Origin of the sequence: Pseudomonas sp., from assembly GCF_030147005.1 — a bacterium.
Taxonomy (GTDB): Bacteria; Pseudomonadota; Gammaproteobacteria; order Pseudomonadales; family Pseudomonadaceae; genus Aquipseudomonas.
The window spans coordinates 25,827-50,268 of sequence record NZ_JASLAW010000028.1; the positions used below are offsets into that span (position 1 = coordinate 25,827).

The 24,442-nt window shown below is 60.8% G+C and carries 17 protein-coding genes; 7 read left to right on the plus strand and 10 right to left on the minus strand.

The window, feature by feature from the left end; genetic code table 11:
- Positions 1-45 precede the first annotated feature (45 nt).
- The 3 genes from Q1V60_RS02215 to Q1V60_RS02225 form a co-directional block, all read right to left on the minus strand.
- Positions 46-5,232, minus strand: a complete 5,187-nt coding sequence (locus tag Q1V60_RS02215; RefSeq protein WP_300627059.1) for a DUF6543 domain-containing protein — start codon at positions 5,230-5,232, stop codon at positions 46-48.
- Between the two features lie 159 nt (positions 5,233-5,391).
- The gene (locus Q1V60_RS02220; protein ID WP_300627061.1) at positions 5,392-7,416 is read right to left on the minus strand and encodes a M3 family metallopeptidase; all 2,025 of its coding nucleotides are present in this window, start codon (positions 7,414-7,416) and stop codon (positions 5,392-5,394) included.
- A 451-nt stretch (positions 7,417-7,867) separates the two neighbouring features.
- Positions 7,868-8,326, minus strand: a complete 459-nt coding sequence (locus tag Q1V60_RS02225) for an Hsp20 family protein (protein WP_124386804.1) — start codon at positions 8,324-8,326, stop codon at positions 7,868-7,870.
- 226 nt (positions 8,327-8,552) lie between these two features.
- On the opposite strand from Q1V60_RS02225, the gene Q1V60_RS02230 reads away from it, so the two are divergent.
- Positions 8,553-8,978, plus strand: a complete 426-nt coding sequence (locus Q1V60_RS02230) for a hypothetical protein (RefSeq protein WP_300627065.1) — start codon at positions 8,553-8,555, stop codon at positions 8,976-8,978.
- A gap of 87 nt (positions 8,979-9,065) precedes the next feature.
- Here the strand turns inward: Q1V60_RS02230 and treS are convergent, their stop codons facing one another.
- A complete protein-coding gene (gene treS, locus Q1V60_RS02235) occupies positions 9,066-11,129 on the minus strand; it encodes a maltose alpha-D-glucosyltransferase (RefSeq protein ID WP_300627067.1) in 2,064 nt (687 codons plus the stop codon).
- Between the two features lie 183 nt (positions 11,130-11,312).
- Positions 11,313-12,083: an AraC family transcriptional regulator gene (locus Q1V60_RS02240; RefSeq protein ID WP_300627088.1), complete on the minus strand. Its 771-nt coding sequence runs from the start codon at positions 12,081-12,083 to the stop codon at positions 11,313-11,315.
- Positions 12,084-12,270: 187 nt separating this feature from the next.
- Here Q1V60_RS02240 and Q1V60_RS02245 point away from each other — a divergent pair, with 187 nt between their 5' ends.
- The 5 genes from Q1V60_RS02245 to Q1V60_RS02265 all read left to right on the plus strand — a co-directional run bounded on the left by Q1V60_RS02245 (position 12,271) and on the right by Q1V60_RS02265 (position 18,789).
- The gene (locus tag Q1V60_RS02245) at positions 12,271-13,896 is read left to right on the plus strand and encodes an APC family permease (protein WP_300627068.1); all 1,626 of its coding nucleotides are present in this window, start codon (positions 12,271-12,273) and stop codon (positions 13,894-13,896) included.
- An 11-nt stretch (positions 13,897-13,907) separates the two neighbouring features.
- Entirely contained in the window at positions 13,908-14,834 is a 927-nt protein-coding gene (locus tag Q1V60_RS02250; RefSeq protein WP_300627069.1) for a 4-hydroxyproline epimerase, read from the plus strand.
- Between the two features lie 37 nt (positions 14,835-14,871).
- A complete protein-coding gene (locus Q1V60_RS02255) occupies positions 14,872-15,819 on the plus strand; it encodes a dihydrodipicolinate synthase family protein (RefSeq protein ID WP_300627071.1) in 948 nt (315 codons plus the stop codon).
- Positions 15,820-15,966: 147 nt separating this feature from the next.
- The gene (locus Q1V60_RS02260; protein ID WP_300627073.1) at positions 15,967-17,538 is read left to right on the plus strand and encodes an aldehyde dehydrogenase (NADP(+)); all 1,572 of its coding nucleotides are present in this window, start codon (positions 15,967-15,969) and stop codon (positions 17,536-17,538) included.
- 3 nt (positions 17,539-17,541) lie between these two features.
- Positions 17,542-18,789 carry an FAD-dependent oxidoreductase gene (locus Q1V60_RS02265; protein WP_300627075.1) on the plus strand — a complete coding sequence of 416 codons (1,248 nt, stop codon included), beginning with the start codon at positions 17,542-17,544 and terminating at the stop codon, positions 18,787-18,789.
- Between the two features lie 6 nt (positions 18,790-18,795).
- On the opposite strand, the gene Q1V60_RS02270 is transcribed toward Q1V60_RS02265, so the two are convergent.
- The 3 genes from Q1V60_RS02270 to Q1V60_RS02280 all read right to left on the minus strand — a co-directional run bounded on the left by Q1V60_RS02270 (position 18,796) and on the right by Q1V60_RS02280 (position 21,700).
- Complete coding sequence (locus Q1V60_RS02270) at positions 18,796-19,713, minus strand: ADP-ribosylglycohydrolase family protein (protein ID WP_300627077.1); 918 nt, start codon at positions 19,711-19,713, stop codon at positions 18,796-18,798.
- Positions 19,714-19,744: 31 nt separating this feature from the next.
- Complete coding sequence (locus Q1V60_RS02275; RefSeq protein ID WP_300627090.1) at positions 19,745-20,728, minus strand: GlxA family transcriptional regulator; 984 nt, start codon at positions 20,726-20,728, stop codon at positions 19,745-19,747.
- A 363-nt stretch (positions 20,729-21,091) separates the two neighbouring features.
- Complete coding sequence (locus Q1V60_RS02280) at positions 21,092-21,700, minus strand: LysE family translocator (protein WP_300627079.1); 609 nt, start codon at positions 21,698-21,700, stop codon at positions 21,092-21,094.
- A gap of 236 nt (positions 21,701-21,936) precedes the next feature.
- Here Q1V60_RS02280 and Q1V60_RS02285 point away from each other — a divergent pair, with 236 nt between their 5' ends.
- Entirely contained in the window at positions 21,937-22,194 is a 258-nt protein-coding gene (locus tag Q1V60_RS02285; protein WP_300627081.1) for a hypothetical protein, read from the plus strand.
- Positions 22,195-22,721: 527 nt separating this feature from the next.
- Here Q1V60_RS02285 and Q1V60_RS02290 read toward each other — a convergent pair.
- On the minus strand, positions 22,722-22,919 hold the full coding sequence (locus tag Q1V60_RS02290; protein ID WP_300627082.1) for a hypothetical protein: 198 nt from the start codon (positions 22,917-22,919) through the stop codon (positions 22,722-22,724).
- Positions 22,920-23,191: 272 nt separating this feature from the next.
- A partial coding sequence (locus tag Q1V60_RS02295; RefSeq protein WP_300627084.1) for an IS256-like element ISPsy17 family transposase occupies positions 23,192-24,442 on the minus strand: 1,251 nt, incomplete at its 5' end.

Consider the following 24,442-nt stretch of genomic DNA (forward strand, 5'->3'; position numbering starts at 1 on the left):
CTTTAGCTCAATGCGACATAAGCCCTGAGCAACAGCGCCCCTCGATCAACGCTCGTCACCGGGTTGCTCGACAGGTATCTCTTTTCGACGCCCCAACTGTGTAATCAGGTAGGCGACGGAGTCGGCGTTGTTGAGCACGGTGAGTACCCGTTTAAGGGGGTCAGTGCGAAATACCTGCCGGGCATCGTTGAGGGTTTGGGCACCTGTGACTGTGAGTAGCCTGGTGAGTAAAGGCTCCGTCGAGGTGCCCATGGCCGGGTCTGTCTTGAGGCCCGTAGCGATGTCGACAACCTGGAACAACTCGCGGACCGGAGTATTGAGCGACAGCTTCAGAAGGTGGCGGTTTTCCAGCGCAGTTCTAGTGTTATTGCCTTTCGGGGTACGGGGATCGATCAGGTCGGCAAAGGGATGGGTGGACAGGACATAGGCCAAATCCAGTGTCGCGCAGACATGATGAGTGAGTTCGTGAATGAGCGTGGTCGCCCGAGCGTGCACATTGACATAGAAGGGTTTTATCAACAGCTGAGTGTATTGCAGGCCTGGGCTGAAAAAGGCCTCAGTCAGATACAGCAGTTGATGGGGGTCGGGGATGATCGTAAAGGCCATCACCTTGTACGTGCCCGCGAGTGTCGGCACACGTGAGCGACCAATCACAAATCGCGTTGAGTTCGGGGAGCTCAGCGACGGGTCCATCAGCGCGCTGCACACCTTGTCCACGACCTCCTGCATCTTGTTCAGGTGCTCGATTTCAAGCTTATGCAAGCCAAAAAACACCTTGATTCGACTGACGACCTCAGGCGCGCCGAGAGGCGAGCGTGCGAGCAGGCGCAAATTTTCCTGGGCATTGCGGGTATAGAACGTCGCCAATGCCAGCGCTTCGGTGATCATCAACGACTCTTGAGCGTAAAGCGCTCGAATTTCGCGCATGCCGCTGGCCAATATATTCATGGAAGGCCGCGCAAAGGGCTCGGAGTAGAAGCGATTGGTCAGCCGTGCCAGAGCTCGTCGGCCCGTCAACAAGGGGTCGCTGCTGCTGATCATCCACTGCTGTCGGGTGTTGCGGTGTATCTGAGGGCCGACTTCACCAGCGCCGGTGATACGCCACCCTCCTCCCTGCTCGATGACCTGAAACACCTTGCCGGCCACGGCCGCGTAGGTGTCGTTCCGAGAGGTCCGGTAAAGGTGATGCGCGGTGTCCGGAGTCAGGCTGGCCAGGGTCGGTTCGAGGGTTTCAAAACGTTGAAGTTGGGTGCGCGACCTTGCGGTAATGTCGAGCGCGGGCCACGACACCACGGAAGTCGTTGCCGTGGGAGGCGCCGGGCTCGGCTCCGGTGCTGCCGCCAGGGAGCGACGCAGGCCAGCCAACCGGGCGACCCCGCCGATAAAGTGCCCCAATGCGTCGTGCCACTGGTGGCTTTGCAGCTCCTCGGCGGAAGCGCTGAACAGTTGATAGCTTTGCCAGACCACCAGGGGATACGCCAGTTTGCCGGCAAAAAACGTAATGGCTTCTTGCACGCCCTCCGAGAACACCGCTTTTACCGTCGCCCAGGTGGCTTGTGCGTCGGCTTTTTTCTGGCAACCCAGCAGGGTTACCAGCAGCTCGGCGTTGTCGTTGTACAACTGCTTGAACAGGGGCGCGTCAATCGGGACGTGGGCAAGCTGCACGCCCGTGCTGCCTGGCGGTTGTCCCAAAAGGCTAGTGATCGCCGCTTGGTCTTGTGTCCCGACCACCTGTAAAACCCAACGGTGCAAGGCTCCCGATGACGTCAGCTCAGTGAGCAGTTCGGCCTCGTCGGCATATTCCTTGAGCGTATGCTCCGGGCTATAGGGCGCGTAGAGAACGTGCAGCGTCTCGTCGCCCGAGCCGTAGCCGATCAGATAGGCGCCAGGCACTTTGAGTGTTTTCTTGCCGGCACCGACTACCAGTTCCAGAGGGCAGATCACCGCGTTGGTGCCTTCCACGCTCGTGCGAGCGGTGGCATCCGGCATATCCATGATCTGTTGAATCAACCCGAACGCCGCAGGTGAAAGCTGGCCTTGCAACGTCTGGGTGTGAGCGTATTGCATCAGTTGCCAGGGCAGTTGCTTGGCCCATCGCGTATAGCGCTGGGTGAAGGTCGGGCTGGCGGAGCCAAGTATCGATCTGACGTAAGCTTGATAAGCCGCGCTGATGTTCAGCGCCTGTATACGGGTTGTCAGCGTCTGTGCATCCATCGTGGCCGGCAATGGCGTGGCGCCGGTGCTGGCGAACAAAGGCACCTCATCCTGCCAGTACGACTGATGACTCAGGGCATAGTCCAGCAGCGTCTGGTTACGCGCCGGCAGGCTGCCTTGTGCCGGGAGCCCGACTTCGATTTCATCAGGGGTGACAGGATTTTGCTCATCCAGGTCCTTGAGCAAGCCGCCGAGCTTCTTGCGCGTAAACTCGACCAGCGAGTCGACCTCGTGCAGGTAATCCTGATTGTCGATGACGTTGTTTCGGTACTGCTCCAGCAGTTCGATATAGAGCTGCTGATCGACCGCGCCGGCCTGGCCAAACCATTGCAGGCCATGCTGCACAATCATGCTCTGAACCATGTCCCTGGCGCGTTGCAGATTGGTGGGCGCCAGGTTCTGCGTGATCTGAACCTGCCAGAGGTTACGCAACTGCTGGACCGACAACTGCATCGACAGCATGGCCTCCAGTTCACGCTCTTTTTGCTGCGCAACGCTCTGCTGCAGGTGCTCGACAAGGTTGGCTTCGATCAGCTCCAACGAGCTGAGCACATAGGTCGGGTGCGCATGCCAGTCCGGTTGCGGCAGATGTTCCAGGAACACCAATCGTTCGTCCGGGGCTGCGAGGCGTCGATTCACCTGCGCTTTCAAGGCGTTCAATGAGTGGAAGCTCTCCAAGCCCAACGCCGGGGTCCAGAGCAGGCTGCGACCCGAATATAAAGGGTCAAGCCCGCCGCGTTCGGTCACCACAAAACAGTGAGTGAGCACATGCGGGGTATCTTCTTCTGCCGGGGTGACACTCAGGCAAAAGGCGTCGGGACGGAACCCGTTGACACTGCGGCGCAGATCCCTGGCGTACATGCCCATTACCGCCAACAGCACCTCGTAATCGAGGGGCAACAACGCGTCGTTCCAAAGCCTGACTTGCACCTCCCCCGTCAAGCCCATCTCCATGGCCTTTCTCAACAAGGGCAGCATATTGGGGTACAGGTTGTGGGTTCTGCGCAGGTACGGCGTAAAGTCGGCGATGGCGTTCTCGATCAGGTCACTGAACGTGGTGACATCCAGGTCCGAGGTCTTGGTCGCAGGTTTGTCAGGCGCCGTTGCGTAGATGTGTGTGTCCGGCGAGTCCGTGAGTGCGGCCACTTCGCCACACACACGGGCCAGGAAATACTCGACCATGCTGATGGATGACAAAAGTCGAGGTTTCCCGCCGGCAGCCGAGGGGCTGCTGTAACGATGCACCGCCAGACATGAAGCATGCAGGTGTCGCTGCTTGGGCGTGCGCAGTCGGGTGTTGAGATAGGTGGTGGCTGAGCGCTCCAGCGAGGGGCGCGACGCTATACCTCGTTCGATTTCGGCAATCACGTTGTCGAGCGAATGCAGGGCAAGGCGCTTCGCCAAAAGCGTGGGCGGGATCTCGGGCTTTGTCGCGGACGCTGTCCAGGTGCTCGCCAACTGGGTGCTCCAGCGTCCCATCGGGTCGAGGGCCGACAATTGTGGATCAATCATGGCGCGCACATCCAGCACATGATCGACCAGCGCGTCGAGGTTCATCGTGCCGCCGCTCAGCCGGTACTGTTCAAGCGCGTATTCAAGGTTTTGGCCTTGCTTTTCGATGATGCCCTCCATGATGGTGCGGAAAACTCCCCCCGTGACGGGCATGTGGGTGACAGTGCGGGCCTGCAAATCGGCTTCGCTATAGCGTTGCGCCATGGACAAATGCTTCCTCCAGGCATCTGGATACTGGCGGGGGTTGAGGCTGTCGAGAAGGTGGTTTTTCAGGGCGTCCAGCTCGGTAAATACTTGCAGGCTGTGGTGGCCGCTGCTGTAGAGCAGACAGGCCGAGTCGTTTGCAGCTTGGTTGCCTCTGATGATCAACGCGCCGGCCAGCTCCGCAGAAGATTGGTCAGGCCCTTCCAGCATTGCTTTTTCAACCTGTATCAACCCAGGAGACGCTGTCGCGACGGGTTCGGTCTTGAGCGGCAAGGCCTGGAGTTGCAGACGTTGCTCGCCAGTGATTTTGGATTGCTGTTGTTGGTCCAGTAACACCGTGATAAAGGCCTGGCTCATGGCGTGGGTGAAAAGCTGCAGACGGGTAAGCCCCACAGACGTCGACACCGCCCAAAACGCCTCGGCCTGTTGCTTGACGTAGGTTTTCAACCCCTGGGCCAGCCCCTGGACGGACAGCTCCCAACGCAACTGCTCATCAGCCTGCTGACTGGATTGCGGCGGATCGGCGATGTGCTCGGGGTTGACATAGCGTCGGGTTTCACCCGCCGGCCAACCGTTGGTGATGAAATACCTGAGTAGGGTTTCGTTCAGAGAGCGCGTCGCAACGTGCCGGGGCGCGGGTGTGTCTGTGCCGCTTGAATGGCCGGACGTATCGACGACATAACTCTGTACCTGGATCGTTCGCGGGTCGACGCCGGCAAAAGATTCGGCCAGTTCAGTTGCCAGGTACTTATCCAGCAGCGCCGTGAAAACAGGCAGTTTGAGCAGTTGCTCACGCATCAGGCGGGCGTTTTCCAGCAGATTATTGGAGAGGGTATTTTGTTGTGCCTCAAACACCCCTCCGGCCACGGTGTGCAGGGTCAAGGACGGGACCGACGCAGGCGTCAGCAGGGCTCGCTGCGAGACGGACAGGTAATCCAGCAATGCAGGGCGCTGTCCCGGATCCTTCAGCCAGGTGCCCAGCCGCGCCTTGAGTGCTTGATCGTCTTGCAGCTTTTCCAGGCCGCCTGCGGGGGTGTAAAGAAAAACCCCACCTTCAGGCGCGGGGCTCATGACGAATGCGCCCGCCAGCTCAATCGCCTGCTGGCCGGGCACGCTCAACCGAACGGTCTGAACGTGCATCGGCGCTTTCTGCGCCCGCCGCAAATCGTCGGTCGGCAGATAGAGGGTGTCTAACCAGTCCAGGTCCTTGAGGGTAAAGTTGCGTGCGCGCTGGCGTTCGCTCAGTTGCGTGCGATCGGTCCGGGGTTCAGTGAAAAAATACGCTTGGCTGTCAGTGGCCATTGATTGCTCTCCTTGCTGGCGTGGCCGTCGGTAAACAGCCACGAACGAACGGGGAGCAACACTCTGTCATCGCCGACTTAAGGCCCGGCATTACATATGCATCAGCGTCTCATGCCCAACGGTCTGCCCTGGGCGATGAGCCCTTCAACCTGCGGCTCGTCATGCGCCGCTGGAATGCCCGGCACATGGATCGCCCTCACCCCGGAATAGCTCCAGCGCTTTCATCAGCGTACGGGTGTCTCCCGGCGTAAGAAACGTTTCACGAAATGCCCGTCCGGTATCCGCATTGAACAGACCATCACGCTCGAATCGTTCAAATGCCTGTTTGGCCAACACACGGGCCCAGACGTAAGAATAGGTTTTGGCCCCATAGCCGCCGACCCATTGTTCATGGCTATTGAGCGGGCGCACGCCCTGGGGCCACTGCAAATAGCCGATCTCGGCGTTGGCACTGATAAAAACCTCATGGGGTGTACGGCCGTCGCCATAGGTACGGTGAAGTTCAAAGTCAACGAGGCTGGTGAGCAGCACCCTGGCGGTTTCCTGGCTGGTCTGGGTGTGAATGAAGCGGTTTATTCTGTTGGCCATGTCCTCAGGCAGCGGTTGGCCGGTCTGGAAATGGCCCGATACCGAGACCAGGAACGACGCAGCAAAGCAGAACTGCTCCAGCACCTGGCTGACGAATTCCGCGGCGTCCGTGCTGAGCTGCTCAATTCCCGAGATCGACCGGTACGGAGCGGCCGTCAACACGTGCTGCAGGCAGTGACCGAACTCGTGCAACAGGACGCGCAATTGCAGATGATCGAGCAGGCACGGTTGAGTCTTTGCAGGGCGCGGCAACTGCAGTTTCAGCACGGCGATGGGCCGTCGTGGTCGCCCCTCGGCAGTAATCCGGTGATTGCGCAGGGTAGCCGTAGCGCCGTGCCCTGCCCCGCCTTCGCGGTGATAAGGGTCAATGAATAAATATCCGATCGGCTCGCCATACTCGCTTACTGCAAATACCCGCACGTCCGGGTGCCAGGCATCGACCGTGGTCTGTTCGATCAGGTCCACGCCGAACAGTGTCTGGATGAACGTGCACAGGCGTTGCAAAACCGTTTCCAGCGGAAAGTACTCGCGCACGACCTCCTGGGAGACGCCGGCCAGATCCTGGCGAATTTTTTCCGCGAAATAGTCGTGGTCCCAAGGCTCCAGAGCGTCAATACCGTGTTGCGCGGCGTAATGCTGACGTTGTTGCAGCTCACGGGAAAACGTCGTGCGCGCCAGGTCAAGCTGCCGGTGCAAAAAGGCGGTGACCTGCTCCGGCGTTTGAGCCATCTGCTCCACGAGCGCCAGCTGTGCAAAATCGGAATAGCCCAGCAGCTGCGCCTTTTGATGACGACTGTCGAGCAACAGCGTCAGGACCGGTTCATTGTCGAATGTCAGGTCATCTGGGCCGGAGCCTGCGGCGCGGCTGTAGTAAGCCAGCATCACTTCTTCGCGCAAGGCTCGATGATCGGCATGGGTCATGACCTCACGAAAGGACTGCTCGCAAAGGCTCAACAACCAGCCCTCCAGGCCTGCGGCATGAGCGGCGGCTCGCATGCGTGCCTGGGTGGCGTGAGTCAGTCCGCTCAGCAGCGACTTATCGGTGATGTGCTTGCGCCAGGCGCGGTTGGAATCGGCCACGCGGTCGAGGAACTCTTGGCTCCACTGGCCGATTTCCAGGTTCAACGCGTTGAGTTGCAACTGCTTGTCGGGGCACAGCTCGACGCCGGCCAAGTGGAAATTGCACAGTATTTTGTGCAGTACGCACTGGCGTTGCTCGTCGTAAAGGGCCGCGATCGGGCTATTGGCCAACTGCCGGTAGAGCTGATACAGGTCGTTGTTCGACGCCAACTCCGCTTTGTACTGCAGCGCCAGCTCGCGACTGTGCAGCGATTGCTGCTGCCAGGTCGGGCCTTGGTCAGTGGAGCTCAGCAGCTCGATGATAGACAGGACTTCATCCAGGCGTGCCTGCACTTCATCCATGGCCAGCACCAGGTCATCCCAGGTTGGGAAGGCGGCCTGACTGGCGATAATCGTGGCCACTGCACTGCGACTTTCGCTGATGACCTGTTCAATGGCGGGCACCAGGTGGTGTGCGTGAATGTCGCAGAACGGCGGCAGATCATACGGCAGCAGCAGCGGATTGTTTTCGGGCATGGGCGTTTCCTTCACAGGCGACAGGGGAAACAACCAGCCTAGAGAAGGAATAAGTGCTCAAGCGCTAGATAAATACGCAAAGATCCAGAAGGGAACCTGAGCAGGCCCTTATCATTTTTACTGCGTACTTGCCGCGCCCAGGCTGCGGCGCATCACGCGCCGCTGCATGGGTGGTCAACGCATGGGTCAGCAAGCGCCGGGCGGAATGCCGTCCTTGTTGAAATCCTTCAGTCGCTCACGCTCTTCCTCGGTAGAGTGCGCCGGCGTTTGCTGTTCGGGTGCTTCGCGTTTTTCTTCGGCCATGGCTGTGTCCTCTCAGGTAGTAACATTTTCGGCAACCTGCGGCGTCGGCAGTTCAAAATGGATGAGCCGGCAGGCAGTGACCTCGTCGGTAAGGTGCTGCGCCTACAAAAAAGGCGCTCCGTAGAGCGCCTTCTTACCGCCGATTGCGTTACTGCAAACTTACCTGACGCAGCTCAGGCTTCGCCTCGCCACCGATCGTGATGCGTTTGGGTTTGGCCTCTTCAGGCACTTCGCGCAGCAGGTCGATGCTCAGCAACCCATTGGTCAAGGATGCGCCACGCACTTCGATGTGGTCCGCCAGGCGGAACGACAGCCGGAAAGCACGTTGAGCGATACCTTGGTGCAGGTAAGCGACCTTCTCGTCGGTTTCGCGTTTTCCGCCGGAAACCGTCAATACGCCCCTTTCGACCTGGATATCCAAGTCCTCCTCAGTCAAACCAGCCACTGCGATGACAATCCGGTAGGCGTCATCGCCGTGCTTTTCCACGTTATGAGGCGGATAGGAGTTCGGAGCCTCGCTGCGAAGCGCCGACTCGAACAGGTCGTTGAAGCGATCAAAGCCCACCGATTGACGGAACAGTGGGGCCAACGAAAGGGTAGTAGCCATTTTAAAATCTCCTGAGTTTCTCCAAGTGATTTAGTACGCGACCCGTATTCGGCATCGCGTGATCAAAAATTTATGGACGCTGAAAAAGAATTCAAGGGCGCTGAAAAAAAATTTTCGGGTGATATCGCTATTGCGAGAACTGCGGGGTTACCGCTTGTGCTCTAATCTGAACGCCAGGCGTGCTTTAACCCGTGAGCGCCTGAGACAGCCCTTGAGGTACAAAAAAATGAAAATGACTCTCCCTGCCCTTGCATTGGGCATCCTGATCTCCCAAGGGGCCTCGGCTGCCGGCGATGGCACAGCCGCTCTGGGCGGCGGCGTAGGCGGCGTGCTGGGCAATGTGGTGGGCCAACAGCTTGGTGGCTCGACGGGCGCGGCCGTCGGCGCGGGTGTAGGTGGCGCAGCCGGCGGTGCGGTAGGCGCGCGAAAAGGCAATCGAGCGGAAGCGGCGCTGGGCGGCGGGGTTGGGGCTGCTGGCGGTTCCGTCATCGGTAATCACCTGGGCGGCAGCACCGGTTCGGCCATCGGCGCAGGCCTGGGTGGCGCAGCCGGTGGCGCGGTAGGCAACAACCTGGCCGATGATGGGGATAATCACCGCTCCGGCCAGAAACACAAAGGCAACAAGCATAAACACAAGAACAAGCACCGCTGATCATCTGACGCTGCCCTGACTGCAAACTTGCCGGGTTGAACGACATTGACCGTCGTTCAACCCGGCTCGTCAGCGCCCGCCCTCGGTTCACATCGGCGTACTGCTCACCACCCGCAATGCCAGCCCCTCGTAGGCATCCAGCGTAATCGTGAACGTCCCCTCCTCCGTCAGATCCCCTTCCACGCGCTCATTGATGATGTCCACCACCGGCCCCGGTGCGATGTTGGGCAACTGCAGGGTTTCAGTAATCGGCGTGGCGCCGAAGTTCAGCGCGGTGATCTGCGTACCTTTGCCGGCCGGCAACTCGTGAACCATGATCAGCAGACCCGGGTGCTCGACGTCCGGGATCAGAATCTGGCGACTCGCCGCAATATCGTAGGCGCGGCGCACGCCTAGAATCTTCTGCAATTGCGATGCAAATGAGTCCGGGTCCTGCAACTGGCTGTTCAAACTGCCGTACAGGCTTCTGGAACGCGGCATCTGGCCCGCCGACAGCTCTGCCTCGGGGTTGAGGTCGACCAGGTCGTAGGCGCCGCGATGAATCCAGCGCGTGTCGCCGTCGGCCATCAAATGCTCGACCTCTTCGGCCGCCAACGGCAACGCGCCCACCAGGTCCCAACCGGACAAGGCAAACACCCCCGGTTGCATGGCGTTGTACATCACCAACAGCAGATGGATCTGGCGGATCTGCTGAACATCGGCCGCGGTGATCGCATCCAGGTCGCGAATGCCGAGGGCGGCGGTGATGATGCTGGCGGTGGTGCAAGACACGCCGTTGGTGACGAACTTGAGGTTATACGGCGCGTGCTCGCCGGTCAGGCGTTCGTACATCTGCTCGCGGATGTGTTCGCGCAGGATGTTGCCGGGGAAGGTCTGGCCCTGGAACAGAAAGCTGTCATGGGCATGCAGCGTCCAGAAATGCACCAGCTCCAGCGTCAGTTCGTCGTGGTTTTGCAGGGCGTGGATCAGCGAGCCAGGATCGATGCCGAGGCTGTGCATCTGGCGCAGCATCAGGCGCAGGAACTCGGCGTCGCCCATCAGCAGCGCATGCTGGTAAGCCGGCCGGGTGATGAAGTCATAGGACAGATCCGCGCCGCCATGGGACATGGACGCGATGTCATCCAGGGTGAGGTTGAGTTCCTGGAAACTGAAACCGCCGGCCTTGCGAATCGCTCCGCCAAGCAACTGGTTGCCGGTGACCGACAGCGGATGGCTTTCCGACCAGGCGCTGCCATCGAGCTTGCGCTCCACGCCGAGGAAGCCGTTGGCGTCCAGGCGCAGGATCTTGGCGCCCATCACATCAATGGCGTGCAGCGCATCGCCGATGATCATCTGCTGGGCGGCGAATGACGGATCGAGCCAGTTCAGCGACGGTTGCCCTTCCTTGAAGTAATGCAGGTACACCCAGCGTCGCGGCTTGCCGTCGACACCCAGAACCACGGGCGTGGCGCTCCAATCGGTTTCCTTTACGCCGGGCTCGAAGAAGATCACGCGCTGCAGTTGGCCGACGATGTAGTGCTTGTCGCGCAGCGCATCCACCTGCTGTGGGCTGAGGTTCTGCGCGTCGCGGCCCTCGACGACTTCCGGCAGCAACGGCCAGTCTTCTTCACGGATTTCCACCATGTGGAACAGGCCGGGGTAGTCCTCATAGGCCATTTCCGCCAGACGAAAATCCGCACCCTTGCCGGTATGCGATGGGATCACGTCATCGATGATCACCGCATTGTGCGCGGCGGCCATGCGCGTCAACGCCTGCAACTGCGCCTCGGTGCCCAATTGCGGGTCGATGTCGAAGCTGATGCGGTCGAAGTTGCCGTCGATGGTGGGCGTGTGCCGAGTGCCGGACAAACCGCCGGACTTTTTCAGCGGCCCGTTGTGAATGCCCTGAATACCGATTTTCGACAACGCATGCCACAAGGTTTCGTCCCCCAGCGCCTCCAGCACCGTGCCGTCTTCGCGGGTCACGATCGACGCCGGATACGCCGTGAACCATACCGATGACAAGGCTGAAGCGTCACGCGGCCGGGTTTGCGCGTAGGGTTGCTGCCACATTCGCCCCTGCCCCGAATAGAGCTTGGCCCGCTGACGCGCCGCGTGCAGCATGGACTGTTGCACCAGCCAATTCACATGATCGTTGTCCGCCGCCGTCATAAGCCTGATACCTGTGGTCGTTAAAGGTTACTCGTAAGCATAGGAGCGACGACCGAGGCGATTCGTTGCATCGGGATGCAGATCCAACGGTAGGAGCGAGCTTGCTCGCGAAAAACGTCAACGGTAACGCGTGCTTCCTGAACGAACGCGGCGCCTGTCAGTTTTTCGCAAGCAAGCCCGCGCCTACAAAAAGCTTTGGGTGGCCTGCCGATACTGCCTGGGCGTAAACCCCGTCGACGCCTTGAACTGCCGGGTAAACGCACTGTGGTCGGTGTACCCGCACTGCAGCGCCACGTCGGTAATCGGCAGTTCGGTATGCAGCAAGCGATGGGCATGCTCCAGCCGTACCTTCTGGATCATTTGCCGGGGGGTGAGGTGGAACACACGCTTGCAGTAGCGTTCCAGTTGCGCCACGGAAATCCCGGCGATGCGCGTCAGCTCACCCAGGGTGACACGCCGGTTGAAGTGCGCGCGGATGTGCTCGTCCACCGCCGCCAGGCGCTGATAGGCGGGGTGGGTTTCGCTGGCCGATTGCAAGTCGACCGAGATGCCGGCCAGGCCGATGATCACGCCGCTATCGTTATACAGCGGCCATTTGTGGGTAAGGCACCAGCCGGGTTCACGGCTGCCGTACAGATGCAGCTCAAGCTGGTCTTCCAGCACGAAACCCTGTTGCAGCACACGCCGGTCCTGCTCGGTATAACCCGGCCCCAGTTGTGCGGGGAACACCTCGGCGCTGGTCTTGCCCAGCAGCGGTTGCAGTTGCCGCAGGCCGCAGCGCTGCACCAGCGTGCGGTTGGCGAGGACGTAGCGGGCGTCGATGTCCTTGATGAAAATCGCGGCGTTGGGGATCACATCCAGCAACGGCAACAACTGTGCTGCGCCCGTCAGCAATTGCTCGATGCTGTGGGGCCGATCGCCCTGGAAGAGACTCGCAAACACGTTCTGCACCATGACCTTCATCGCCCGTTTCTGACCCCGACGCCAAGCAGGTTGCCCCAAGCCCGAGACGCTGTCGAGCGCGAGAAACTGTGCTGAATTCGTCATCCATCCCAGCGCAAAACATCAATCGCCGCCCGTTTATCGGGTTCACGATAGCGCCACTGCATGCCTATCCAATAACTCACAAGAAGGCGCCGCTATGTCAGGCCAAGGCAAGTTCAAGAAACAGCTGTCACTGATGGACCTCACCTTTATCGGGCTGGGGGCCATCTTCGGTTCGGGTTGGTTGTTCGCCGCCAGTCATGTCTCTGCAATCGCCGGTCCCGCCGGGATTATCTCCTGGCTCATCGGCGGGTTCGCGGTGCTGCTGTTGGGCATCGTGTACTGCGAACTCGGCGCCGCCCTGCCCCGTGCCGGTGGCGTGGTGCGTTACCCGGTGTATTCCCATGGCCCGTTGCTGGGCTACCTGATGGGTTTCATCACGCTGATCGCATTTTCCAGCCTGGTGGCGATTGAAGTGGTCGCCTCGCGCCAATACGCGGCGGCGTGGTTTCCCGGCTTGACCAAGGCCGGCTCCAGCGACCCGACCACCCTGGGCTGGCTGGTGCAATTTGCGCTGCTGTGTCTGTTCTTCATCCTCAATTATCGCAGCGTGAAGACCTTCGCCATCGCCAATAACCTGGTGAGCGTGTTCAAGTTCATCGTGCCGTTGCTGGTGATTGGTGTGTTGTTCACCTTCTTCAAGCCGGCCAACTTCCAGATGCATGGCTTTGCGCCGTTCGGGCTGTCGGGCATCGAGATGGCAGTGTCGGCCGGCGGGGTGATCTTTGCCTACCTGGGGCTGACGCCGATCATTTCGGTGGCCAGTGAGGTGAAGAACCCGCAACGCACGATTCCGATTGCGTTGATCCTCTCGGTACTGCTGTCGACCGCGATCTACGTGCTGTTGCAAACCGCCTTCCTGGGTGGCGTACCCACGGAGATGCTCGCCAATGGCTGGGCCGGGATCAGCAAGGAACTGGCTCTGCCGTATCGCGATATCGCCCTGGCACTCGGCGTGGGCTGGCTGGCCTACCTGGTGGTGGCCGATGCGGTGATCTCGCCGAGCGGCTGCGGCAATATCTACATGAACGCTACCCCGCGCGTGGTGTATGGCTGGGCGCAGACCGGCACCTTCTTCAAGATTTTCACCCGCATTGACGAGAAGTCCGGCATTCCGCGCCCGGCCTTGTGGCTGACCTTTGGCCTGTCGGTGTTCTGGACCCTGCCGTTCCCGTCCTGGGAAGCGCTGATCAATGTGGTTTCCGCCGCGCTGATTCTGAGTTACGCCGTGGCCCCGGTCACCGTGGCAGCGCTGCGCCGCAATGCACCGCAGCTGGCGCGCCCGTTCCGGGTCAAGGGCATGGCGGTACTGGGCCCGCTGTCGTTCATCATCGCCGCGCTGATTGTGTACTGGTCGGGCTGGAGCACCGTGTCCTGGCTGCTCGGCCTGCAGATCCTGATGTTCGTGGTGTACCTGCTGTGCGCACGCTGGGTGCCCACCGCGCACCTGAATCTCAAGCAACAAGTGCGCTCGTCGGCCTGGCTGATCGGGTTCTACGCGGTGACCATCCTGCTCTCCAAGCTCGGCAGTTTTGGCGGCACCGGCCTCATCAGCCACCCGTTCGACACTGTCGCGGTGGCGGTCTGCGCCCTGGGTATTTACTACTGGGGCGCCGCCACCGGCGTACCGGCCCACCTGGTGCGCCTGGACAGCGAAGAGGACGAAAGCGAAGCCGTCACTGACGATCACCACAGCACCCCGCTCTCTGCCGCCACTCATTGATGGAGCCTTGCATGAAACGCCTGCACGTAATCGACTCCCACACCGGCGGCGAACCCACGCGCCTGGTCATCAACGGCTTTCCCGCACTGACGGGCGCCACGATCGCCGATCAACTCGACGACCTGCGCACCCACCACGATCAATGGCGCCGCGCCTGCCTGCTGGAACCACGGGGCAACGATGTTCTGGTGGGCGCGCTGTATTGCGCGCCGGTCACCCCAGGCGCCACCTGTGGTGTGATCTTCTTCAACAACGCCGGCTACCTCGGCATGTGCGGCCACGGCACCATCGGCCTGGTTGCCTCGTTGCACTACCTGGGGCTGATCGAGCCGGGCGTGCACACCCTCGACACGCCGGTCGGCCCGGTGGCGGCCACGCTGCACGCCGACGGCACGGTGACCTTGCGCAACGTGCCCGCCTATCGCTATCGCCGACAGGTCGCGGTGGAAGTGCCCGGCCATGGTGCGGTGGTGGGGGATATCGCCTGGGGCGGCAACTGGTTTTTCCTGGTGTCCGAGCACGGCCAGGTGTTGCAGATGAACAACGTAGACGCCCTCACCGACTATACCTGGGCCATGCTCAGGGCCCTTGAAGCCCAGGGCATCCACGGCGAAGACGGCGCGCTGATCGACCACATCGAACTGTTCGCCGATGACGCCCATGCCGACAGCCGCAACTTCGTGATGTGCCCCGGCAAGGCCTATGACCGCTCCCCCTGCGGCACCGGTACCAGCGCCAAGCTCGCCTGCCTGGCTGCCGACGGCAAACTCGGCCCCGGTGAGCCATGGGTACAAGCCAGCATCACCGGCAGCCAATTCCAGGCCCGCTATGAATGGGACGGCGAACGCGTGCGCCCATTTATCACCGGCCGCGCCCACATGACCGCCGACAGCACCTTGCTGATCGACGAGCAAGACCCGTTTGCCTGGGGCATCTGAGCCCTTCTTCATACTCAAGTACCAAGGAGTCAGCACCATGAGCGACAACATCTTCACCGGCTGCATGCCCGCCCTGATGACGCCGTGCACCGCCGCGCGCAAACCGGACTTCGATGCCCTGGTGGCCAAGGGGCGCGAGCTGATCGATATCGGCATGAGCGCCGTCGTCTATTGCGGTTCCATGGGCGATTGGCCGCTGCTCACCGAAGCCGAGCGCCAGGAAGGCGTGGCGCGCCTGGTGGCCGCCGGTGTACCGACCATCGTCGGCACCGGGGCAGTCAACAGCCGTGAAGCCGTGGCCCACGCCGCGCATGCCGCCAAGGTCGGCGCGCATGGCTTGATGGTGATTCCGCGCGTGCTGTCCCGTGGCGCGTCCGTCACCGCACAAAAGGCCCACTTCGCGGCGATCCTCAACGCGGCGCCCAACCTGCCGGCGGTGATCTACAACAGCCCGTATTACGGCTTTGCCACCCGCGCCGATCTGTTCTTCGAACTGCGCCGCGAGCACCCCAACCTGATCGGCTTCAAGGAATTCGGCGGCGGCGCCGACCTGCGCTATGCGGCGGAACACATCACCTCCCAGGACGATGACGTGACCCTGATGGTGGGTGTCGATACCCAAGTGGTGCACGGCTTCGTCAATTGCAACGCGACCGGCGCCATCACCGGCATCGGCAATGCGCTGCCACGGGAAGTGCTGCAACTGGTGGCGCTGAGCAAACAAGCCGCCAAGGGCGATGCCGGGGCCCGTCGCCAGGCGCACGAACTGGAAGCCGCGCTGGCGGTATTGTCCTCGTTCGACGAAGGCTGCGACCTGGTGCTGTATTACAAGCACTTGATGGTACTCAACGGTGACCAGGGCTACGCCCTGCACTTCAACGAAACCGATGTACTCAGCGACGCTCAACGCCGTTATGCCGAGCAACAGTACGCGCTGTTCCGCCAGTGGTACGCCAACTGGTCGGCCGAGCAGAACGTCGATTGATTTTCTGTGGCGAGGGAGCTTGCTCGCGCTGACTGCGCGGCAGTCTCCGGCTTTTCTGGGGGCGTTTTGCACCCCAGCGCAAGCAAGGTTGCTCGCCACAGAAAACTCGACACCTACACCCACCTCTGTGTTTTCCAGGATGAACCCATGACTCTGACGGGCAAGATGCTGATCGGTCAGCAAACCCTTTCCGGTACTCGCGAGGCGGTCCGGGCCATCAACCCCGCCACCGACACGCCACTGGAACCGGCCTATGCCGGCAGCGATAGGCAACAGGTCGAGCAGGCCTGCGCACTGGCGTGGTCGGCTTTTGATGCTTATCGCGAAACCTCCCTGGCCGCCCGCGCCACGTTTCTCGAAACCATCGCAGACAACATCGAAGCCCTCGGCGATGCACTGATCGAACGCGCCGTCGCAGAAACCGGCCTGCCCCGTGCCCGTATCCAGGGTGAACGCGGCCGCACCTGCGGGCAGTTGCGCACCTTTGCCCGCACCGTACGCCTGGGCGAATGGCTGGACGTGCGGGTAGACACCGCGCAACCCCAGCGCCAACCCCTGCCCCGTGCAGACCTGCGCCAACGCCACATTCCGCTGGGCCCGGTGGCGGTATTCGGCGCCAGCAATTTCCCCCTGGCTTTTTCCGTGGCGGGCGGCGACACCGCGTCGGCACTCGCCGCCGGCTGCCCGGTGATCGTCAAGGCCCACGGCGCCCACCCCGGCACCAGTGAGTGGGTGGGCCGCGCTATCGCGAAGGCGGTGCAACGCTGTGGCTTGCCGGACGGCGTATTTTCTCTGCTTTACGACACAGGGTATGAAGTGGGGACGGCGCTGGTGACCGACCCACGCATCATGGCGGTGGGCTTTACCGGTTCGCGCCGTGGCGGCGTCGCAGTGTGCCAAGCGGCGCAAGCGCGCCCGGAGCCGATTCCGGTGTATGCGGAAATGAGTTCGATCAACCCGGTGTACCTGTTTGCAGCCGCGCTGCAAGCACGTGGCGACGCGCTGGCCGAGGACTTTGTCGCCTCACTGACCCAGGGCGCCGGCCAGTTCTGCACCAACCCTGGCCTGGTGATCGCCGTGCAAAGCGCCGCCCTGGACCGCTTCATCAACACCGCCAGCGACGCGCTGCGGCGCAGCCCGGCCCAGACCATGCTCAGCCCCGGCATCTTCAACGCCTTCGAAAGCGGCGTAGGCAGTTTGGCCAAGCATGCGCGGATCGCCGCGAAGGGCATGTCGGCGAGCGGACCGAACCAGGGCCAGGCCCACCTGTTCGTCACCCAGGCCCAGGCTTTTCTCGACAACCCACATTTACAGGCCGAAGTATTCGGCGCGGCCTCGCTGGTGGTGGAATGCAGCGATGCCGAGCAGGTACGACGGGTGTCTGAACACTTGGAAGGTCAACTCACTGCCACCTTGCATCTGGATGAACCTGACTTGCCACAGGCACACGCCTTGTTGCCGGTGCTGGAGCGCAAGGCCGGCCGCCTGCTGGTCAACGGCTGGCCGACCGGCGTGGAAGTGTGCGACGCCATGGTGCATGGCGGGCCGTTCCCGGCAACCTCCGATGCGCGCAGCACCTCGGTGGGTACGGCGGCGATCCTGCGGTTTTTGCGCCCGGTGTGCTATCAGGATTTCCCGGACGGCTTGCTGCCCACCGCCTTGCAGCACGGCAACCCTTTGCTGTTGCGCCGCTTGCTCGACGGCCGGAGAGAGGCATAAACGATGGCCAAGCCTTGTTCAGCGGATATCGTCGTGATCGGCGCCGGCATCATCGGTGTCGCCTGCGCCCTGCAACTGGCGCGACAAGGGCGGCAGGTGCTGCTGATCGACGCTCAGGCGCCCGGCATGGGCGCCTCCTATGGCAACGCCGGGCACCTGGCGACCGAGCAGGTGTTTCCCATCGCCGATCTGTCGATCCTCAAGCGCTTGCCGGCCATGCTGCTCGATCCCATGGGCCCGCTGCGCCTGGACTGGGCGTACCTGCCCCGCGCCCTGCCCTGGTTCATGCGCTTGCTGCTGAACCTGCGGCCGTCGCGCTACCAGCGCACCGTCGCCGGCATTCGTGCTTTGAATGAGGCCAGCCTCGGCGCGTGGCAGCGGCTGTTGCACACTATCGGGCAACCGCAGTTATTGCGCGAAGACGGTTCGCTGCTGGTCTACGAGCGCGCCGAATCCCGTGCGGCACTGGATGCCTTGCAACAACGGATGCAGCAGCAAGGCGTGCCCGTGGCGTTCTGGTCGGCTGAAGCGGTGCGCACGGCGGCGCCGCAATTGAGCGAAGCGATACAGGGCGGTTTGTTTTTTCCGGGCACCGGGCATTTTCTCGACCCGTACGCCGTGGTCGGCGAGTTGGTAAATGCGGCCAAGGCCTTGGGTGTGAAGTTCCTGCAACAGCGCGTCGTGGACGGGCGCGTGGAGCATGGCGGCGTGTCATTGATAACGGATCACAGCGTAGTGATGGCGCGCCAGGTCCTGATCGCATGCGGCGCCCACTCGGCCCGTCTCACCAGCGCACTGACCGGCACGCGAGTGCCGCTGGACACCGAGCGCGGCTATCACCTGATGCTGCCCCACGAACACCAGCGCCTGCCATTTGCCGTCACGTCGCTGGAGCGCAAATTCATCATGACGCCCATGGCCGACGGCCTGCGCCTGGCCGGCACCGTTGAATTCGCCGGCCTGCAACGCCCGGCGAATATGCAGCGCGCGTGGCAGCTGCACCGCTTGAGCAAGGGTTTGTTCCGCCAGCCACTGAATGCCGATGACGCCACGCCGTGGATGGGCTTTCGGCCTTCCCTGCCGGACTCACTGCCGATCATCGACCGGGTGTGCGACGGCAAAGTCCTGCTTGCGTTCGGTCATCAGCATCTGGGATTGACCCAGGCGGCGGTGACGGCGGAAAAAATCGCTCAGTTGGCAAGCGGTGAAGCAGTGCCTGGGTTGCAGGCGTATCGACTGGACCGGTTCTGATAACCCTTAAGACGATGGATTCGAGGAGGCCGTGAATAATGCATCGGCGGTCTCTTGAATGTCGTCGCGCTGGCAGAGCTTGTCCAGCCAACCGATGGGAATAGCATGAACGCCATAATACGCACCGGCCAACTGCCCCACGATAGCGGCGGTCGTATCGGCATCGTCCCCCAGGTTGGCCGCTGCGAGTACCGCTTCGGCAAAACCGGAGGTGTGCTCGAAACACCAGAACGCCGCTTCCAGTGAGGCGACCGCATACCCCGAGCCTACGATGTCTGCCTGTGCCTTGTCGCGGTATTCACCACGGGCGATCGCCATGACCTTCGGCGCAGATAGCGCGGTATCCACCAAGCGCAACACTTCATGCTTCGGCGCACCGCGCAAGGCGTTGCCGATGGCCTCGGCCAGCAACAGGCAGCATTCGACAGCTTCCTGGGCAGCGTGCGTGGTGCGCGAACTGAGCGCGCTGAATCGGCGGATGTTTTCCAGGTCTGGAAAGTACAACAGCACCACAGGCGCGAGCCGCATCATCGAACCATTGCCGGCCGAGTACGGGTTTGTAGAGCCGGAAAACGCCTCGCCATTGCTCTCAAAGGACGCCAGCGCTTCACGAACCGTCATGCCAATGTCGAAGCATTCACCGGTTGAGCTCAAATAGCCCCACTTCCACCAGTTCAGGTAACGCCCCATCTGATCCGCCGCATCAAAACCGCCCTTGCGCAGCAGGCTTTCGGCCAGGCAAAGCGCCATGGAAGTGTCGTCGGTCCATTGGCCCGGCTGGAGATTGAACGGCCCGCCGCCGACCATATCGGTGACGGGCGAAAAGGTGCCCCGAGGCATGAATTCGACTGTGGTGCCTACCGCGTCGCCACAGGCCAGCCCAAGCAGACTGCCGCGATAACGATCCAAAAGCGTGATGTCCATCGATCCTCCGTGAGAAAACATTGAAACCCCACTACTTGACCAAGCGCTTTTCTTTAGAGGGGCGATAGCCGAAGTATGCGCTGTAACACTTGCTGAAATGACTCGGCGACACGAAACCGCAGGCCACCAGCACGTCCACCTGCGACAGCTCGGTGTGCTGCAACAGGCGCCGCGCTTCGGTCACGCGCAACTCCATGTAATAGCGCTGCGGCGTGGTGCCCAGTTGCTCCTTGAACAGGCGCTCCAACTGGCGGCGCGAACGGCCGGCGTAGACGGCGAGCTGGTCGAGTTCCAGGGGTTCTTCCAGGTTGGCGTCCATCAACTTGACCACTTCGCGCAGCGGTGCGCTGACGCAGACGTTTTCGGTCGGTTTGATACGTCGGTAGCGCGATTCTTCGAACGCAAGAATGTCTTCGATGCCTTCGACCAAGGCTTTGCCGTGCAGGCTCTTGATCCAGTCCAGGGCCATATGAAAGGCGCCCGACGGGCTGGAGGCGGTAAGGCGGTCGCGGTCGATCACAAAGGGCTCGCTGGTCACCTGCGCGGCCTTGGACACCTCCGCCAACGCCGGGCGATGTTCCGGGTGGATGGCGCAGCGGTAGCCCTGCAACAATCCGGCGCGGCCGAGAAACCACGAACCGTTCCACAACCCGGCAAGGCCGATGCCCTGTTCGGCCGCGGCGCGCAGGATGTGGATGAAGTCTTCACTGGCCTTGAGTTCGGTGCGAAATCCACCACAGATCACCAGCAAGTCCATGTCCGGCAACACGGCCAATTCCAGGCGCGCATCGGGGCGGATGACCAGGCCCAGATCGCTGATGACCTCTTTCTCGTCCCAACCGAAGGTGCGTGTCGCGAACAGCTCGGGACGCAGCAGGTTGGCGGTGACCAGCGTGTCGAGGGTTTGGGTGAATGCCGGCAGCGAAAAGTGTTCGAGCAGCAGGAAGCCGATGCGGGTGACCGCCGACGGCTGCTGGGGATTGTCATTGAGGTAGCGCAGGTTCTTGCCCTTCATGCCACCGCTGAACTGGCGTCTTTCCATCGAGGGTTGGCCCACTCTTATTGTTGATGCAATGGGCGCTATCTTAGGGGCAAACGCGGTACCTGTCTCACTCCATGCCGCTGATCTTTAAAAACCGGTGGCGCGTGAAAACCTGCGGCCTGGCTACCGCCGCGCAATCTGATACGGTTTTTTGAGCGCTATCTGCCTCTGTACCGAAAACTGTCCGAAGCGGACAATGACGCCATCCCGACATTTCTGTCGTCCCCCTTCCCTTCGGAGGCCTTATGACCAAGATGGCTATTTTCCTGTTCGGTTTTCTGGTGTTGACCATCGGTATCGGCTTGCTGGCGACCATCTCGCCGGTTTGATGGGCCGTCACCCCACAAAGAACATCGGATACAGCGACAGCACCAACAACGCCGCCATTGTCCAATTGAACACCCGCAACCAGCGCGGCTCGCGTAATACGCTACGCAAGCCGCTGCCGCAGCCGACCCACACGCACACACTCGGCAAGTTGACCACCGCAAACACCAGCGCAATCACCAGCACGTTAGTCACGTAACCCTCGGCCGGCGTGTACGTCGTGATCGCGCCCAGCGCCATGATCCACGCCTTGGGGTTGACCCACTGGAAGGCCGCCGCGCCGAGAAAGGTCATCGGCTTGCTCTGTTCGTCATTGCTCTCGGCCATACCGCCGGCGTTGGCAATCTTCCAGGCCAGGTACAGCAGATAAGCAGCCCCGACATAACGCAACAAGGTGTATGCCCATGGGAACAGCTTGAACACTTCGCCCAGGCCCAGCCCCACGCAAATCACCAGCACCATAAAACCAATACTGATACCCAGTGCATGGGGTATCGAACGGCGGAAGCCGAAGTTCACACCAGAGGCCAGCAACATGGTGTTGTTGGGCCCCGGCGTGATCGAAGACACAAAAGCGAACAGCACAAAGGCTGACAGAAGGCTGGTGGACATGAACATGGCGCTGGATCCAGGCGGGGTTGATATGCCTGCGACAGTAGAGGGTTGTGCGGCTTATCGCCCCGTACAGCTGGTGCCGGATCGAGGAATACACTTTGTCGACATGGGTTTCACAAAGCTTTCACAGATGAGGGCCTAAGGTTAACCCAGCTCCTACATGAACACCTTTTAGCCCGCTCCCCCATCGCGGGCTTTTCTTTGCCTATGAATCAGTGGTTTCAAGACCACGGACCAGGATGCACACCTTGATAGACGATCTGGACGGCCCCCGCACCGCGCAACAGGAACTGTTTTACGACCTTGAGGACGCCAGCGCTGTAGTCGGCTGGTCGGTGGTTGAGCTGACGGCCATGGCCGCCGCCGGCAACGCAGGTGATCAAGCGGCGCGGCTGATGAAGGTGTGCGCACTTTTAGCTGTCCAGCAGAAACGTCTGGAAGCCTATGCAAAAGAAGTCAAAGAGCAGCGAATCAGCAGAAGCGAGGCGGCTGACTGAGGCCAGCCGCAGGTTGGCGCAGGGTTAAGAGCTCAGCGGCTTTGCGCTGAACTGTGCTTATCGCCGGCATGTTGTTTTTTTACACGCTTGCGCGTTCTGAGTTCGTATTGGTGATGAAAAAACCAGGCCACTAGGAGCAGCCCTGTAACACCGAAAACCAGGGTCAACAGCTCTAGTGCGGTACCTTCATGTGAAAACATTTTTCGTTCCTCGTCCTGAAGCCGTGTGACCGAAAAACAGTCACACCGAAATTGTTTGTAATAATTCAAACATTTTCAGGGTAGTCGGCTAAACCACCGATGACAACCCTCGTCGGGCCAGAACCCTTGATCCAGACACGTCACTCGTCGAAAAAACCGACCATTCAAGACCCAAGAAAACTTGTAGCGAGGGAGCTTGCTCCCGCCGGACGACGCAGCACCCCAACTCTTTAAACCAGTCCGACCCTGCGGGATAAGCGCTTAAGTGAGCCCCGCACCGCAAAAAAAACCCGGCGCCAGGCCGGGTTTACGAGCTTGAATCAATCACTAGTTGTCCGGATGCTCACTCGCCACCGAATCGGCCGCATCCACATCAGACATATCCTCTTCCAGCGGCGCCTCGTCATCCGGCGGCAGTGGAACTTTGTCCTCATCACGCTTCGGATCGTGGCCTGTTTCGTTATCGGTACTGCGGGTGACTGCCTGCTGGGACAGGTTACCTGGGGCATTTTCATTGATGTGCATGCTGGCTCTCCGTTCTTACGCTCGGGATATCCGCGCTTACTATTCAGAGGCGTCAAGGGATGCAGAGTGCCGGGTGATAGACGAATGGTGTTCTTGTGAGAGGGGCTGTGAACGGGGCGGGCGGCGAAAAGGTGCAGGTCGATAATCAACGCCGTCAGAATGTAGTGGTCAGAAGCTGAAAGCGAGGTTGATAGCGATCGGTCAGAATGATGGGAGTATCAGTTTTTTTGTGTTCGGGCTGGTTAGGGCCTGCCGTCAGGCAGGCCGTTGTTTTACCAGCTCGGTCTGGTAAATCGGTCTCCGTACAGGATCGCAAATTGATTCATTGCCACTTTCCAGTCGTGTGCCGCATGGCCCCAATTGGCTGTGATGTTGCGCAACCCCAGCCAGATCAGCTTCGTTGCCGCCTCATCAGTCGGGAAGTGCCCTCGAGTTTTAATAATCTTCCGTAGCTGAGCGTTGATACTTTCGATGGCATTGGTCGTATAGACCACTTTTCGGATGCCCGCCGGGAAAACAAAAAACGGTATAACCCTATCCCAGGCGCGCCGCCATGCAGCAACTACAGTCGGATACTGCTTGCCCCAAGGCCCCGCTTCAAAGGCGTTAAGCTCTTGCTCGGCCACATCGGCATTGATTGCCTGGTAGATCGGCTTGAGCGCTTTGGCCAATGCCCGACGCTTATCCCAAGCGGCATAGTCCAAGCTGTTGCGGATCAGATGCACGATGCAGGTTTGCAGCGTCGTGGCAGGAAAAACCGCTCCCAAGGCCTCCGGTATCCCTTTGAGGCCATCCGTGACGGCGATCAGAACATCTTCTACCCCACGGGTTTTAAGGTCGTTGAAGACCTTCATCCAAAACTTGGCCCCCTCGGTGTTCTCGATCCAGATCCCCAGAATCTCGCGCGTGCCATCAGGTAATACGCCCAGCGCCAGATAAATAGCCTTGTTGCGCACTAACCCCTCGTCCCGGATCTTGACCCGTAGCGCATCAAAGAAGATGACCGGATACATAGGTTCCAAGGGACGTTGTTGCCAGGTGCCGACTTCTTCCATGACTGCATCGGTGACTGAGCTGATGAAGTCAGGGGACACGTCGGTTCCATACTGCTCGGACAGAAAAGCGCGGATCTCACGCACCGTCATGCCCCGGGCGTACATGGCAATTATTTTGTCGTCGAAGCCTGTAAAGCGGCGTTCGTGCTTGGGGATCAGGATCGGGGCAAAACTACCATCGCGGTCTCTGGGGATATCCAGACGAAGCGGGCCGTCGCCGGTCAGAACCGTTTTGCTACTCTTGCCGTTGCGCTGATTGGTTGACTCCTCAGGGCGCTCCGCGCCCTGAGGATAACCAAGGTGGTGACCAAGCTCGGCGCCTAGCGCACGTTCGATCAGCGCCTTCTTGAACGCCATGGAGGCGTCTTGAATGGCTTCGGCACTCATCGGGCCTTTAACAAACTGCTCGATCAGTTCTTGGGGGATCGAGGGTAACTCCCTCGCTGCTGCATTGGCGGGCTTCTTTTT